The sequence below is a fragment of the Leuconostoc lactis genome (assembly GCF_007954625.1).
Lineage (GTDB): Bacteria > Bacillota > Bacilli > Lactobacillales > Lactobacillaceae > Leuconostoc > Leuconostoc lactis_A.
This window is the reverse complement of the sequence record NZ_CP042420.1, coordinates 332,171-348,049: the sequence shown is the minus strand read 5'-3', so window position 1 is coordinate 348,049 and position 15,879 is coordinate 332,171. Positions and strand designations below refer to the sequence as shown.

The 15,879-nt window shown below is 45.0% G+C and carries 16 protein-coding genes; 14 read left to right on the top strand and 2 right to left on the bottom strand.

Going from position 1 to position 15,879, the window contains the following annotated elements; genetic code table 11:
* Positions 1–68: 68 nt before the first annotated feature.
* On the bottom strand, positions 69–524 hold the full coding sequence (locus FGL80_RS01675) for a hypothetical protein (protein ID WP_055307395.1): 456 nt from the start codon (positions 522–524) through the stop codon (positions 69–71).
* 205 nt (positions 525–729) lie between these two features.
* Between FGL80_RS01675 and FGL80_RS01670 the strand changes: the two genes are divergently transcribed.
* The 5 genes from FGL80_RS01670 (at position 730) to FGL80_RS01650 (ending at position 5,531) form a co-directional block, all read left to right on the top strand.
* Entirely contained in the window at positions 730–1,419 is a 690-nt protein-coding gene (locus FGL80_RS01670) for a response regulator transcription factor (protein ID WP_010000796.1), read from the top strand.
* Positions 1,412–2,695, top strand: coding sequence for a sensor histidine kinase (locus FGL80_RS01665; RefSeq protein ID WP_055307396.1), 1,284 nt, complete (start codon positions 1,412–1,414; stop codon positions 2,693–2,695). Before FGL80_RS01670 ends, FGL80_RS01665 begins: the two co-directional genes overlap by 8 nt.
* A gap of 53 nt (positions 2,696–2,748) precedes the next feature.
* The gene (locus tag FGL80_RS01660) at positions 2,749–3,618 is read left to right on the top strand and encodes a S1C family serine protease (RefSeq protein ID WP_010000799.1); all 870 of its coding nucleotides are present in this window, start codon (positions 2,749–2,751) and stop codon (positions 3,616–3,618) included.
* Positions 3,619–3,786: 168 nt separating this feature from the next.
* Positions 3,787–5,127, top strand: a complete 1,341-nt coding sequence (gene fucP / locus FGL80_RS01655) for an L-fucose:H+ symporter permease (protein ID WP_055307397.1) — start codon at positions 3,787–3,789, stop codon at positions 5,125–5,127.
* Between the two features lie 11 nt (positions 5,128–5,138).
* Complete coding sequence (locus FGL80_RS01650) at positions 5,139–5,531, top strand: VOC family protein (protein WP_055307398.1); 393 nt, start codon at positions 5,139–5,141, stop codon at positions 5,529–5,531.
* 35 nt (positions 5,532–5,566) lie between these two features.
* Here FGL80_RS01650 and FGL80_RS01645 read toward each other — a convergent pair whose 3' ends face one another.
* Positions 5,567–5,896, bottom strand: a complete 330-nt coding sequence (locus FGL80_RS01645) for a thioredoxin family protein (protein WP_055307399.1) — start codon at positions 5,894–5,896, stop codon at positions 5,567–5,569.
* A 523-nt stretch (positions 5,897–6,419) separates the two neighbouring features.
* On the opposite strand from FGL80_RS01645, the gene FGL80_RS01640 reads away from it, so the two are divergent.
* The 9 genes from FGL80_RS01640 to FGL80_RS01600 all read left to right on the top strand — a co-directional run bounded on the left by FGL80_RS01640 (position 6,420) and on the right by FGL80_RS01600 (position 15,869).
* Complete coding sequence (locus tag FGL80_RS01640; protein WP_055307400.1) at positions 6,420–7,301, top strand: homoserine O-acetyltransferase/O-succinyltransferase family protein; 882 nt, start codon at positions 6,420–6,422, stop codon at positions 7,299–7,301.
* A 20-nt stretch (positions 7,302–7,321) separates the two neighbouring features.
* Positions 7,322–8,431 carry a trans-sulfuration enzyme family protein gene (locus tag FGL80_RS01635; RefSeq protein ID WP_055307401.1) on the top strand — a complete coding sequence of 370 codons (1,110 nt, stop codon included), beginning with the start codon at positions 7,322–7,324 and terminating at the stop codon, positions 8,429–8,431.
* Positions 8,428–9,573, top strand: coding sequence for a trans-sulfuration enzyme family protein (locus tag FGL80_RS01630; RefSeq protein ID WP_055307402.1), 1,146 nt, complete (start codon positions 8,428–8,430; stop codon positions 9,571–9,573). The genes FGL80_RS01635 and FGL80_RS01630 overlap by 4 nt, the downstream gene beginning before the upstream one ends.
* Before the next feature lie 14 nt (positions 9,574–9,587).
* Positions 9,588–10,715 (top strand): vitamin B12 independent methionine synthase, encoded by a 1,128-nt coding sequence (locus FGL80_RS01625; protein ID WP_055307403.1) that lies wholly within the window; start codon positions 9,588–9,590, stop codon positions 10,713–10,715.
* 33 nt (positions 10,716–10,748) lie between these two features.
* Positions 10,749–11,603, top strand: coding sequence for a MetQ/NlpA family ABC transporter substrate-binding protein (locus tag FGL80_RS01620; protein WP_055307404.1), 855 nt, complete (start codon positions 10,749–10,751; stop codon positions 11,601–11,603).
* Positions 11,603–12,079, top strand: a complete 477-nt coding sequence (locus FGL80_RS01615; RefSeq protein WP_055307405.1) for an S-ribosylhomocysteine lyase — start codon at positions 11,603–11,605, stop codon at positions 12,077–12,079. The genes FGL80_RS01620 and FGL80_RS01615 overlap by 1 nt, the downstream gene beginning before the upstream one ends.
* 187 nt (positions 12,080–12,266) lie before the next feature.
* Complete coding sequence (locus tag FGL80_RS01610) at positions 12,267–13,400, top strand: 5-methyltetrahydropteroyltriglutamate--homocysteine S-methyltransferase (protein ID WP_147001775.1); 1,134 nt, start codon at positions 12,267–12,269, stop codon at positions 13,398–13,400.
* A 123-nt stretch (positions 13,401–13,523) separates the two neighbouring features.
* Positions 13,524–15,128: a peptide ABC transporter substrate-binding protein gene (locus tag FGL80_RS01605; RefSeq protein WP_147001774.1), complete on the top strand. Its 1,605-nt coding sequence runs from the start codon at positions 13,524–13,526 to the stop codon at positions 15,126–15,128.
* 18 nt (positions 15,129–15,146) lie between these two features.
* Positions 15,147–15,869 (top strand): gamma-glutamyl-gamma-aminobutyrate hydrolase family protein, encoded by a 723-nt coding sequence (locus tag FGL80_RS01600; RefSeq protein ID WP_147001773.1) that lies wholly within the window; start codon positions 15,147–15,149, stop codon positions 15,867–15,869.
* The last annotated feature ends 10 nt before the right edge of the window (positions 15,870–15,879 follow it).

The following is a 15,879-nucleotide window of genomic DNA, read 5'->3' as shown; positions in this document are numbered from 1 at the left end:
TTTTCTGTGTGCACTGTGCAAAAAAAGCTACCAGTCGATAGCGACTGATAGCTTTTTTTACGCAATGCTTAAGGATTAGCTGTTGATGTTTTGGCATTATTGGGATCGACATCGACAGTCCGATCGGTAACGCTGGTATTGGCATTGGCAGCAATGGCTTGTTGTGTGGTGACGTTAGTGCCGGTTTTGGGGTCGTTTAAGGCTGTATTAGCAGCATCAACGGCGGCGTTAGCGGCCTTGATATTATCATTGGCTTTTTTAATTTGATCTTGTGCTTGCGCAAGATCATCTTGGTGCTGTTGTTGCTCGGTATTAAACTTGCTCGTTAAGCCGGTTAGTGCATCTTGAATGGCCTGCATACTCCCATTAAAGGCCTGGCTGGCTGTTGATAAGGCACCGATATTAGTACTTGGACTTAGGACCCCAAAGAAATAAGTCGTCGCGGCGAAACCGGCAAATGAGAGGACTGGTAGGAGTAACAGGGTGAGAACAAATTTTTTGGTGCGCGTGTGTTTCTTGAACATAATCTTTTCCTTTGTTTACTTTTGACGCACTAACCGATGATTATAAACGAACCAACCTATTATATTTATAATATCAATAATGTGATAGCTCTAGTATAAAACTTACGATGTACAAGGTCAAGAATTTCTTAAGCAGGATTTAATCTCCTATTAATCACCGGGCATTACAATTAGAAGCAGAAAACGGTACAATGGAGATATGAAAATGGCTAAAGCAATTAAAATATTATTAATCGAAGACGATGTCAACTTGGCGGATAACATTGTCGGCTTTTTGCAAGATTTTGCCGATGTGCATGCGGTTGATAACGGCTTAGATGGTGAATTTGAAGGGCAAGAATCACCTTATGACCTCATTATCTCGGATTTGATGCTGCCAGGCGAGAATGGCTTGGAAGTCATTAAACATTTGCGTGAAAAAAATATTGAGACGCCAGTTTTGATTTTGACGGCTAAAAGTTCTTTAGATGATAAAATCGAAGGCTTTAATGTTGGCGCGGATGATTATTTGACGAAGCCGTTCTATCGTGAAGAATTATTGTTACGGGTGAAGGCTTTATTACGCCGTGCCGGTGTCTATTCGGAAGATAATACGATCGCGGTGGGTGATGTGCTCATTAACCTTGAGAATCGTGGCGTCCAAGTCCATGGTCAACCTGTCAAATTAGTCGGAAAAGAGTTTGATATTTTGACCTACTTGGCACAAAATAAAAATATCATTGTGACGCGTGACCAAATCTTTGATCGTGTTTGGGGGATTGATTCTGACACCACGATTAACGTTGTGAATATTTATTTGAACAACCTCCGGCGTAAGTTAGAGGCTGTCGGACAACATGATCTGATTAAAACGCTCCGTAATATTGGGTTTATTTTAGAGGTTGACGATGCCTAATGTCATCAATAAGCAACAACAAATTCGCGGCTTTCTTCTGCTAATTGCGAGTTTCTTTTTCATCTTCTCGATTTTAGGTGGGGTCATGTATTGGTCCTACACACGCACGGTCTTTAGTAATTCAGATGCTGCCATTACCCAACAAATTCGTAACTTTGAATTGGCTGGCGCTTTGAATAATACTGACGCGACGGAACGAAAAGCACCACTGTTATTAGAAACCAATACCTTGGCCAATGTCTGGCTATATGACAGTCGTAAAAACTTAGTCTTGGATGCCCGTTTACCAGAGGCGACCAAAGAATTACTCAGTAAACAATTCAAATACACCTCACGATTTGAGTCTGATACACCACAAACGGTACATATTGGGGATAACTATTATCGTGTGGCCAGTGTCACGTTTATTAGGGGGGCCAAAAACAATGACGGTCACCCCGTGAAATATGGTGTGATTACGGTTAATGTTAATGATACGATTTACAACCTTAACCACTTTAAAAAGGTGATTCTTTGGTCGTTTGGCTCGTTTGGTTTGCTTGCTTTAATGGTGTCTTACTGGATTAGTTTAAAAAACATGAAGCCGATTCTGCGATCGTGGCAGCAACAGCAAGACTTTGTGAACAATGCGGCACACGAATTACGGACCCCCATGGCCGTGATTCAAGGCAAACTTGAAAATATGTTAACGCATCCAGAATCCACAGTACGTGAACAATCTGATGCCATTATCTTGTCCTTATCAGAAGTGAGACGGCTAACCTCGTTAACAAATAATATGTTAACGCTGGCTAAGTCAGGATCGAATATGACCCGCCTTGAAAAAGAATCGACTGATATTAGTGATTTTCTCTCGCAAATTGTCGCGCCATACCAAGAAATGGCTGAATTTGATGGGCAACAAGTGCTCTTGTCAGCGCGAGTAGGTCAGCGCGTGATGATTGATCAAAAGCGCATTCATCAATTGATTGTCCTGTTGGTCGATAACGCTTTGAAATACTCTGAAGCCGGCGATACCGTGTCAATTACTGCCATGATTGAAAAGCGTAAACTTGTCTTAACGGTTGCCGATACGGGGCGAGGTATCAGTGATGAAGCCAAAAAGCATGTCTTTGACCGTTTTTATCGAGAAGATAAGACAGGCAATCGGGAAACTGGTGGCACGGGCTTGGGCTTGTCCATTGCGGAGTGGATTGTCCATGCGCATGGCGGTAAAATTGTGGTGTTAGACAATCAACCAAAGGGTACGATTTTCAAAATCACGTTACCGTTATAACACACGAAAATTGAAACAAGCATGACCACGTTGATTAAAATGGAGGGCACGTGATGAAACATTCTCTTATAATAGTTGCGGCAGTCGCTGCCGTAGTTGGTGGTGGTGTCGTGTATTCTGGCACACAACCAAATTCTTGGTTCCAGCGTCAACCTGAAACTAAAAAAGTGGCCAATATTGCCGGGCAAGCTACGATTGCTTCGACCGCCTATGTGAGCCAGGATGCGGCCATTTCGGCCTATAACAAAGTGAAAAATGCGGTGGTTACCGTGCAGAACTTGCAAAAGAATGCGACCCAAACACCAGATGGGTTTGCGGGGTTGTTTGGTCAACCAGGGCGTCAAAAGCAAGCTGGTGATGGCCAAGTTCAAACCGCCTCAGAAGGGTCTGGGGTCGTCTATAAGATTGCGGATGGGTACGTCTATATCATCACCAACAATCATGTGGTGGCGAATTCGGATGCCTTGCAAGTGATTACGGCAAATGGCGACAAGGTTAAAGCAACCATTGTCGGAACAAATGAACAAAAAGATTTGGCTCTCATTAAGGCCAAAACAGACTTGATTAAAACAGCGGCGAGCTTCGCACCAAGTAGTAAGCTCCAATCAGGAGAACAGGTTTTAGCGATTGGGTCACCGTTGGGGTCTGAATATGCGACGTCAATGACGAGTGGTATTATTTCATCGCCCCAGCGGCAACTGACGGCAGAAGAGACGGGATCGAGTGATGAAACGGTCATTCAAACCGACGCTGCCATTAATCCAGGTAACTCTGGCGGACCATTGATTAACTTGTCAGGGCAAGTCGTTGGGATTAATTCGTCAAAAATTGCTGCTGCAACCGATGGTACTAACGTTGAAGGGATGGGATTCGCCATTCCGTCAGACGTTGTTGAAGCCTTTATCCAGCAAACAGAAAAGTAAAAGAGTCACCAATTTGGTGGCTCTTTTTATTGTGTGCTAAATGATTGTGCATCACAATACAATCATTTAATTTATGAAAGGGCTTTCAATGACGGCAGAAGTGTGCTATTCTTAGTTTCTGAAAACGCTTACAGGAAAATCACAAATTGCAGCCAGAGGAGAACAGGCATGATTAATTCAGTTGGGGTTGTTGCTAAAAAGCACAAGGATTTTGGTCAGTTGGCTGATGGGTATCTTAAAAAGACACCGATTTTCCAATTTATCATTGTGTCGTTGATGTTTCCGTTGTGGGGAACAGCGGCGAGTTTAAATGATATTTTAATTACGCAGTTTAAAACAGTTTTTGCTTTAAATGATGCGGCAACTGCCTTTGTGCAGTCAGCATTTTACGGCGGGTATTTTCTAGTCGCAATTCCTGCCAGTTTTGTTATTCGCAAGGCCTCTTATAAAGTGACTATTATGACGGGGTTGGTCGCTTATATCTTAGGTGCTGGCTTATTTTTCCCGGCATCGCGGGTGGCGACCTATTCGATGTTTCTCGTGGCTATTTTTGCCATCGCCATTGGGTTATCATTCCTAGAAACAGCTAGTGACACCTACAGTGTGATGATGGGACCCAAGAAATATGCCAATTTGCGTTTAAATATTTCACAAATCCTGAATCCGGTGGGCAGTATTGCTGGGATTTTGTTGGGCAAGTATTTGATTTTTGGTTCGGTGGGGAACCTGTCTGAAAAAATGGCTAGTTTGCATGGCGCAGAACGGCTGGCTTACGGCGAAAGCATGTTGCAATTAACCCTCCAACCTTACAAATATATTTTGTTCGTGCTAGTTATCATGTTGCTCATCTTAGCTGTGACGAAGATGCCAAGTGCCAAGCCGATTGTGACGGGGACACAGATGGCTAAAGTGAGTTTTCGTCAGTCAATTGCCTATTTGAGGCAGAACGATCGCTTCAAAAAAGGTGTGTTGGCACAATTCATTTATGTGGGGATGCAGACGGCTGTTTGGTCATTTACTATCCGGCTGGCGTTGGATGTGAATCATCATATTACAGATGCCGCGGCCTCAAACTTCATGATCTATTCGTATGTTGTGTTCTTTTTAGGGAAGGTTGTGGCGACTTGGCTCTTTACGCAATTGAAAGCGACCCAAGTTTTGATGGCTTACTCAGTACTTGGCACCTTGGCGCTATTGCTCGCAACATTTGCGCCAGGCATGATCGCTGTGTATGCAGCCGTTGGGGCGAGCTTCTTCTTTGGCCCACAATGGCCAACGATTTACGCGCATACCTTAGATCATGTAACAGATAAGCGTTACACTGAAACAGCAGGCGCCATTTTGGTTATGGCCATTGTGGGCGGTGCCGTTATCCCCGCTGTTCAAGGCCTCGTATCTGATGCAGTGGGATCGATGCAATTGTCATTCCTGGTGCCAACGATTGCGTTTGCACTAGTGAGTTATTATTTTGCAACAGAAGTTAAACAAGATATGGCGACAGGACGTTAAAGGAGAAAATAATGGCGATTCAAGATTATGTGACCGGTGTACAACACGTCGGCATACCAACAAAAGACTTAGCAGCAACCATTGCTTTTTACGAAGCACTCGGTTTTGAACAAACTGGCTTATTCCCTAACGGTAATAGTCGTTGTGCCTTTCTAAAATTAGGTAACCTCGTGATTGAAACTTGGGAAGGTGAGCCAGTTGGGCATGCCGGTGCGATTAACCATGTCTCATTAGATGCGACGGATATTGAAAAAGCATTTGCAGCGGCCAAGGCAGCGGGTTTTGAACTGATTGATCATGACATTCAAAGTATCCCAACTTTCTGGCAGCATGGCATTCGCTACTTTAATATCTTAGGTCCGAACCAAGAAATTATTGAATTCTGTGAAATTTTAGCCCAATAAAAAAGGACCCTGTGATAAAAACAGGGTCCTTTTGATTAGGCTTGTGTACTTTGATACCAGTCGAGCACTTGTTGTGGTGTCAAGCGTTCACCGTGACCAATACGTGATACTTCTTGACCATCTTCAAATAAAACAAAAGATGGGATACCACGCATATTGTACTTAGTTGCAACCGCCAGATTTTCGTCACGGTCGGCATCGAACCAGTTAGCAGTTTGGCTAATGGTATCCTTAATATTTTGTACAAATGGCTTGATAGCGCGGCAATCACCACACCAATCTGCTGACAAAAACATCACATTGCGCCCTGGCTTGTTAATATTTTCTTCAACGACAGCATCTGAATGATGAGTAGGTTCGTACATGTTTTAAGACTCCTAATTGATTTTGAATGAAGTCAGTATACCATAAAAATTTTACGACGTTAAATACTTTGCTTAGTTAAGTATCATGACTGCAAAATGAGAAGATTAAAAAATAAATGACAAATAAGTGTTGACAGTTCACAGAATAAAAGTTATAGTTAATGACAATATAAACGGTGAAGAGATAAGTACAACATGGTATTTTACACAGAGAGTCGATGGTTGGTGTAAGTCGATAAAATAACTGTTGGAAAATGGTCTTGGAGTGATTACAGAGACGAGCAAGCGGACACCCATCTGTGTAGCGCGGTAAGTTGAAGTCGGTGGTGCTCGTTAACGCACAACGTATAACCCGAAAGATCTCACAGATGTTCTCGACGAGATGTGGTGGGCGTACGTTTGAGGTGTGGGTGCGAGAGCCCTACATAAACACTGGGTGGTAACACGTTATTTTTGCGTCCCGTAGTCTAATTTTAGACTACGGGATTTTTTTGTTTTCGCATGATGTTAAAAGGAGTGAATGATGAGTGTCATATTACAAAATGGCTTATTACGACATGACCAATTGGTCATTGGCCAATATCGTGTCTTGCAGCCAACCGTCAGCATTTTATTGGTGAATCTCATGCCGAATCGGCGCCAAACGGAAGAACAGTTTGCCCAACTCTTGGCCCAATTACCGATCAATGTGCGGGTGACATTTGCCGTACCCGCTACGCACGTTATTCGTCATGACCGTGAGCTGATTGAAAAAAATTATGTGACTTTAGCCGACATTTGGCACCAGCAATTTGATGGCTTAATCGTGACAGGTGCACCAGTTGACCGCGAAAAAGTGACGGCAATTGACTACTGGACCGAGTTTCAACAATTGCTGGTATGGCGGCAAACTCATGTAAGAGAAAGTCTACTGACTTGCTGGGCGGCCTATGGGGCCGGCTATGTCGAACGCAACTTCCCAGTGCGTCATGTTGGCGATAAAATCTTTGGTGTCTACCACAACCAGCCAACACTTGGGCAGGTACATCCGCTATTAGCGCAAATGAGCGACTTGGCGATGCCACATTCACGGTATTTTACCATTCCAAATCGCGCAGTTGCCCAACGATTAAAGGTGGCTGGTGATGATCGCGTCGGCGCATTCATTTTACGCGATGATACGAAACGGACGACCTATGTGACGGGGCATTTAGAGTATGCGACGCACACGTTACATGATGAATTTTTACGCGATCAGCACTCAGAGCCGGCCATGTTACCGCCAGAAAATTATTATCGTGCGGGTGAACCGGTGAATTCTTGGTCAGCATCTGCTGTGCAGTTTTTCAAAAATTGGGGCCATTTGCTGGTCAGTCAAGCTCAGCGACCGGCGGTCGTTGACATTGTCCCGGCAGTACAAGCATAAATGATTTTAGAGGAGTAACGATGACAACAACGATTGATACATTACTAGCCCAAGGGGGCAATGGGACAGACGATGCGCAAACAGGTGCAGTGGTTACGCCACTTTACTTTTCCACGGCCTATCGCCATCCAGGGTTAGGCGAGTCTACGGGTTTTGACTATGCGCGCTTAAGCACACCAACGCGACAAGTGTTAGAAGAACAGCTGGCACGCTTAGAACATGGCGTGCAGGGTTTTGCGACCAGTTCGGGGATGGCCGCCATTGATTTGGTGTTTGCGACTTTGTTGAAAACGGGCGATCATTTTTTAACCAGTGATGATTTATATGGTGGGACTTTCCGTTACTTTGATGATTTAGTGGTTCACAGTGGGGTGAGCTATACCGCGTGTCGTGATTTAGATGACTTTCTGACACAAATTCGACCCGAAACCAAGCTCATCTGGCTGGAGACACCTTCTAATCCAACCATGAAAATTACCGATATTCAAGCACTGAGTACGGCGGTTAAAGCTGTCCGACCAGACATTATCATTGCGGTGGACAACACCTTTTTAACCCCGATTTTTCAACAGCCTTTAACACTTGGCGCTGATGTGGTCGTTCATTCTGCAACGAAGTACTTGGGCGGTCACAACGATATTTTGGCCGGTGCGGTTGTGACGAATCAAGCCACGATTGCGGAAAAATTGGCGGCTAGTTTGGTCACGCGTGGACAGGTGCTTGATCCTTTTAGTGCTTGGTTACTGTTACGCAGCTTGAAAACCTTACATTTACGCATGGCGCGACATCATGAAAATGGTCAATTTTTGGCGGATGCCTTAAAGACAGTACCAGGCGTGGCCAAAGTCTTATACGCTGGCGTGGGTGGCATGGTGAGTTTTTATTTGGCAGATGGGTATGATGTCGATCACTTTTTGAAAGGGTTAACAATTGGGTCGTTTGCAGAAAGCCTCGGTGGCCCAGAAACATTGATTACCATCCCCGCAGTGCAAACCCATCATGATATGAGCCAATCCCAGCGGGATGCATTAGGTATTTCGGATCAGTTAGTTCGGCTAAGTGCTGGGCTGGAGGACAAAACGGACTTGTTACAAGATTTAGTCCAAGCCATTGAAGGAGCGAAAAAATGAGTGATTGGACAGATTTAATTCAAGCCACAACAGCACACGACCCGTTGTCTGGGGCGATTAATACCCCGATTCAGCTCAGTTCGACGTTCCATCAAGCGTCATTTGATACGTTTGGGCATTTTGATTATGCGCGTTCTGGTAATCCGACGCGTGAATCAGGCGAGCAAGCAATTGCTAAACTTGAGCACGGGACGCAAGGCTTTTTATTCAGTACGGGGATGGCCGCCATCAGTAGTGTGTTGTTCACCTTGTCATCAGGGGATCATCTTGTCGTCAGCAAGCATGTTTATGGCGGGACGTTTCGTGTCTTGGAAGACATTTTGCCCCGCTGGGGCATTACGCATACTTTCGTTGATTTTAGCGATGTCGCCGCTGTGACCGCAGCGATTACACCAGCCACCAAGGCACTATATATTGAGACGCCGTCCAACCCAGTGTTGCAAATCACAGATATTGCGGCCATTGTCGCTGTGGCAAAACAACATGGGTTGCTGACGATTGCCGATAACACGTTCATGTCGCCATTTTTCCAAAAACCTTTGGACTTAGGCGTGGATATCGTGGTGCATTCAGCAACCAAGTTTCTCGCCGGACATTCTGATATTTTGGCGGGCGCCGTGGTGGTCAAAGACAAGCAGTTGGCTGAGCGGATTTACTTTATTCAAAACGCGGTTGGGGCGACACTAGGTGTGTTAGATACTTGGCTATTATTGCGCGGGATTAAAACGCTTGGGGTGCGGATGGCGCAATCTAGCCAATCGGCATTGCAACTGGCGCAACATCTAGCGCAACATCCAAGCGTCACGCGTGTACTGTATCCAGGACTGGCGACTCATCCAGGCCATACCATTCACACCAGCCAAGCCACCAGTGGGGGCGCGGTGTTGAGTTTTGATGTTGGTAGTCAAGACAACGCCAGAAAAGTGGTCACAGCCTTAAAAATTCCGGTGTTTTCCGTTAGTTTAGGCGCTGTGGAAAGTATTGTGAGTTATCCACCAAAGATGAGCCACGCCGAATTGAATCAATCGGAACTATCAGCCAGTGGGATTACACCAGGGTTGTTGCGGTTTTCCGTGGGACTAGAAGATGTGACGGATCTGATAGCTGATCTCGACCACGCATTAGCACAAATTGAAGTATAAAGAGGAGAAAAAAGATGACAACAGCTCGGAAATTACAGTACCATTTTGATCAAGTCGGGTCTTACTTGCGGCCAGACGCGTTGAAAACAGCTCGCGAGCAATACGCCAAGGGCGAAATCACCAAAGCAGCACTTTTGCAGGTGCAGCATGCCGCGATTAAAGATTTAGTCGACGCACAAGTAGCAGCCGGTTTGTCGGCAGTGACAGATGGTGAATTTAACCGGTCATGGTGGCATTTAGACTTTCTGGGACAACTCGGAGGGTTTGAATTTTATGATCAGGAAACATCATATAAATTTCACGGTGAAAAGACCCGTTCGACAAACATTCGCCTCAACGGTCCAGTGCATGCGAATTTGAATCATCCGTTTTTTGATGATTTTAAATACCTCCAATCGCTTGTACCTGAAGGTGTGGAACCGAAAGTCACGATTCCGTCACCAAGTCTCATCATTAATCGCGATCAACGCTCAGATGGCTGGTCAGATTACTATCCAACGTGGCAAGCGTTTTTGGACGATTTGGCACAAGCCTATCATGATACGCTCCAACATTTCTATGACTTGGGGGCACGTTACATACAATTGGATGATACAACTTGGGCCTACCTCATTGCCCAATTGAATGCCAATGCAGATGATCCGGATGCACGGGCGCCGTTTGAGCAAACAGCGCAAGATGATGTCTATGTCATTAACCAAGCATTGGCCGGCTTACCAGACGACTTGAAGCTATCCACCCATATTTGCCGCGGTAACTTTAAATCGACATATTTGTTTGAAGGGGGTTATGAACCCGTTGCCAAATATTTGGGCCAGTTAAATTACGATGCGTTCTTCCTCGAATATGACAATGAACGTTCCGGTGACTTTGGACCGTTGGCAGATATTTATAATGGGCGACCAAATGTTGAAATTGTGTTGGGCTTATTCACCTCTAAATCAGCAGATTTAGAAGCCGTTGACGATGTCGTCGCTCGGATTAACGAAGCAGCGCAATACGTGCCCAAAGCGCAACTTGCCTTATCAACACAATGTGGTTTTTCGTCAACCGAAGAAGGCAATATCTTAACGATTCCAGATCAGTGGCGTAAGTTAGCGTTGATTAAAACGATTGCCGATCAAGAACTGGCGACTGTTTAAGGGGAATTTTAACAAGCGTGTATAGGAGATGTGATGCGTAAAAAAACTTGGATTGGGCTTATTTTAGCGAGTATACTGGTCGTAGGAATCACTTGGGCAACCGTTAAGCAGCGACCAACCAATATCATAACGGTAGGATCGGTGACCAGCGATGCCGATATTTGGCGCCATTTAGCGCAGAGCAAGCAAGCGAAACAATTACATCTTAAGATTCAGGTAAAAGAATTTACAGATGGGCAAGCATTGAATGTGGCCACGGCACAGGGTCAGGTTGATGTGAATGCGTTCCAAAGTTATGGCTACTTTGACGCCTTTAACAAAGCCAGTAAAGTGGGGAAGCTAGCGAATCTGGGTACGACATATCTTGAACCGATGGGGATTTATTCGAGTCACTACCGGACGCTTAAAGACTTGCCCGATGGGGCAACGATTGCCATTGCCAAAGATTTGGCAGATGAAGCACGTGGGTTAAAGCTCTTGGCTGATAATGGCTTATTGACACTGGCACCTGGGTTTGGCGCGTTAGATGGCTTAGAAAAAATCACCAGTAACCCCAAGCATTTTAAGTTTCAAGAAATTGATGACACCACTGGCGGCCGTGTTGTTAAAGATCCAAAAATTGCGGCCGTCTTGATGTCTAATTCTATTTCACAAGCCAGTGGTTTGAATGTGTTAAAAGATGCGCTGGCTTATGAACATGTCAACGGCCATACGCGGGCGAATATCAACATTTTAGCCACCGCTACAAAAAGCCAAAACAATCCAACTTATCGGAAGTTATTGACGCTTTATCATGACAAAGCCTCGCAAGCCTATATTGCTGCGAAGTATCATGGCACCAAAACAGAAGTGAACAAACCAATCAGTTATTTTAAAGGAGAAAAATAATGTCAGAAACAGTTGTTGAAAGTTTTACGCTTGACCACACCAAGGTCAAAGCCCCATATGTGCGCGTGATTGAAACCCAAGCTGGCCCACAAGGTGGTCAGATTACGAATTATGATTTACGGCTCACCCAGCCAAACGAAACGGCGATTGAAACTGGTGGTTTGCACACACTAGAACACCTCTTTGCTGGACTCGTACGTGATGAAATTGATGGGATTATTGATATCTCACCATTTGGCTGCCGGACAGGGTTTCATGTCATTTCTTGGGTAGATTATGATGCCGAAACTTTGGCTAAAGTCTTCAAAAAGGTCCTAGAAAAGATTGTCAGTGATGACGTGACAGAGGTGCCGGCAGCTGAAATTCAAAGTTGTGGGAACTTTAAGGATCATAGTCTACATTCTGCCAAAGCTTGGGCAGCGATTATTCTTGAGCAAGGCATTTCAAGTGATGCCTTTGAACGACAAGTCGTGTAATGTTAGCAACCAATATGGCAAATTAGAGGAGTAGGCGATGCCGGTGAACCCGCAGAAAGTTTATTATTTGCATACCAATAAAATCGCCACGGCTGTGTTTTTGACGGGTAGCGGGGCGGTGGATAGTGTCATGTGATCGTGTTTTGTGACGTTACTAAATAATCGCGAGACAAGAGGAGTCTAACACATGACACAAACACAACAAAAAATTGGTTTTCAACACGTCGGGTCGTTTTTACGGCCTGATGCACTGAAACAAGCGCGGGCAGCATTTGCCAACGGCCAGGTAACGGCTGACGAATTAACCGCAACTGAAGACGCGGCGATCACCACTTTGGTGGCCCAACAAGTGGCGGCCGGTTTGGATGTCGTCACAGACGGTGAATTCCGGCGCTCATATTGGCATCTTGATAACTTTTGGGGATTTGAAGGCGTTGAACGGTTTAAATTTGGCGAAGGGTATCAATTTGCCCATGAAGAAACGCGAGACGATTCGGCCCACCTCACCGGTCCGCTGGGTTTTGATGCGACAGCGCATCCGCTTATTCGTGAATTTAAGTTTCTCAAAGAAATTGCTGATCACTATGGTGTCGCGGCCAAAGCGACGCTCCCGTCGCCAGCGCAATTCTTTGCGGAATTAGTGCGTGGCCAAAATGCGGAACGTGTCCACCGGTTTTATACCAATGATGCTGACTTTCATACGGCCATTCAGCGGGTATATCATGACGAAATTTTAGCACTTTATGATGCCGGTGCGCGCACCATTCAACTCGATGACTGTACTTGGGGGATGCTCGTGGATCCACATTTCGGCGTGCTGATGGCTGGTAGCGGGATTAGTGTGGCCGAGTTAAAGACACTTTATTTAACCCTTAATAATGGGGCATTAGCCGGTTTACCGGATGATTTGGTGATTAATACGCATGTTTGTCGTGGGAACTATCATTCTGACTGGGCGGCGAGTGGTGGCTATGATCTGGTGGCTGATGAACTTTTGGGTCAGGAAAATGTGGCGAACTACTTTTTAGAGTATGATTCTGACCGCGCAGGTGGTTTTGCACCACTAGCCAAGGTTTCTGGTGATAAACGGGTTGTGCTGGGACTCATCACAACGAAAACGGGTGAACTTGAAGATAAACAGGTGATTATTGACCGCATTTATGAGGCGGTGCAGTATTTACCATTAGAGCGTTTGTGGTTATCGACCCAATGTGGCTTTGCGTCAACTGAGGAAGGTAACTTGCTGACAGAAGACCAGCAATGGGCGAAACTCGCGCTTGTGCGCGATATTTTAACGCAAGTCTGGGGCTATAAAGCATAATCATTGCCCGCTGAAACGACTTGCGCTATACTCAAATTATTTATTTGAAGACGATCATTTTTTACCAAACAAATTCTAATGTTGTGGGTAGCGTTGGCTGCAAGTCGTTTATGGGGGAAGTGTATGAAACGAAAAACAATAATCGCTGTGGGGATGGCTGTGTTGCTGATTGGTGGGTATGGGTTGTACCAACGGGGTACGGTAAAACCAACCCCAGCAACGCTCAAGGTTACGGTACAAAATCCAATTACGACGTTAGATCCAAATTTTGCTGACGACATTGGATCCAATTTGGCTGAAGTACAAACACTACAGGGTTTGTATACGACGGATGCCACGGGCCAAATCATTCCGGGAATGGCCGAAAAGATTGTACAACCGACAAACAATCATACGGTTTATACGTTGACGTTAAAAAAGAACCAGAAATGGTCTGATGGGACAACGGTGACGGCACAAGATTTTGTATCTTCGGTGAAACGACAGGTCGATCCAGCGTCTAAATCAACGCGTGCCAATCATTTTAAAGATTTAGCTAACTATGACGCCATTAGGAAACAGGGTGCTAGTATTGATACTTTAGGAATTCAAGCAGTCAACAATCGTACAGTTAAAATCACGCTGTCGCATCCAGTGCCTTATTTTAATTTTATTTTGGCTAATCAGCTCTATCCGATTAACCCTGCTAAGGTCAAAGCTTACGGGCATAAATACGGCCAAACAGCTGAAACAACGGTTTCTAACGGGCCGTACATGATTAAAAAATGGCACCAATCGGCCACAACTTGGGAATATGTGAAGAATCCGTATTATGCGCAGGCCAAAAAAGTCCATTTTAATACGATCAAAACAACCTTGGTGACCGATGCCACTTTGGCCAGCAAACAATTTTTGTCAGGTAACGTTGATGAAGCAGAAATATCTGGTGGTATTTTGACCAATTTGAAGAAACATTATGCTGACGAGATCAAGTCTCAGAAAAAGGGACGGATGGCCTTCATTGTTTGGAACGCGCAAGATAAAGTAGCAGGGAATACCAATTTCAAACGTGCGGTGAGTTATGCGATTGATCGACGTGTACTAGCCGATCAAGCTTTAGCTGATGGGTCAACTGCGGCGCAGTCCATTGTGCCGAGCGGCGAAGTCAAAGTGCACGGCCAAGACTTTAATGCAGGATTGACGTTACCAAATGATAAGGCAAAAGCGCAAGACTATTTGAAAAAAGCGCAAGCAGAGATCGGCGAGAAAAAACTGACGTTGACACTCAATACGGCTGATACGGATGCCTATCGTGCTGCCGGGCTTTATTTGAAGCAAAGTATTGAAAGCACGTTGCCGGATGTGACCGTTAATCTGAATCGAATGCCGTTAAATGCGGAAATTTCAGCCTTCAACAATCGTAATTTTCAAGCTGGCACATTGAGTTGGTCAACTGATTATAATGATCCGATTGATTTCTTAGATACCGCTTATTCAGACGGCGCGATTAATTTTACAAAATGGCATGATGCCCAATATGACGCCTTGATTCAGAAAATTAATCAACAGCCCGAAGCCAATGATGCGCGTTATCAATTAGAGCAGCAAGCGGCTAAATTGAATAATGACTTGAATGGGGTCACACCGCTATATCAAGTGGCCAATGTACATTTGCAGAAAAAGACGATTAAAAACTTAAATTATCCCGTGATTGGGTACCAAAGTTATCAATATGCAACAGAAAAATAACCGACGTAGGAGTTTATTATGAAAAAGATTGGGATTGCTGGGAACCACGCCATTCATCCGAACCCGAAATTTGGGACGAATTATGTGAACTATATTCAAAAAAATTATACTGCTGCCCTGACAGAAGCAGGGGCACTGGTGATGATTCTACCAATTAGTGCCCCAGAACTGGCGGCTGACTATGTAGCAAGTATCGATGCCTTGGTGTTAGCGGGTGGGCAAGATGTGACGCCAGATTATTACGGCGAAGAACCAATCCCAGCTATCGGTGAAATTGACCGTTATCGCGATGCGTTTGAATTTGCCTTGTTTGCCGAAGCCGTGCGAGTGGGCAAGCCCGTCTTTGGCATTTGCCGCGGGGCGCAGGTGATTAATGTGGGACTTGGTGGCACGCTTTATCAAGATTTGGCCACCCAATATGAACAACTTCGCGTGAAGCATGATCAATACCCAACGAAGTGGTCCACGCCAACACATCGCTTGGTTTGGCAACGCGATAATTGGTTAACACCGATCGTAGCGCCTGATGCGTTAGTGAACTCTTTTCATCATCAAGCAGTGAAAACATTGGCACCATCCCTAACTTTGGATGCGACCAGTTCGGATGGCGTTGTTGAAGCCTTTTCAGATGAGACACGACATATCTATGCTGTGCAATGGCATCCGGAAATGCTCCGTATGACAGATGATGCTGTGCAAGCCGTTTTTGATGCCTTTGTTGCAAAAGTTGAAAACGTCTAATGTTTTTGCA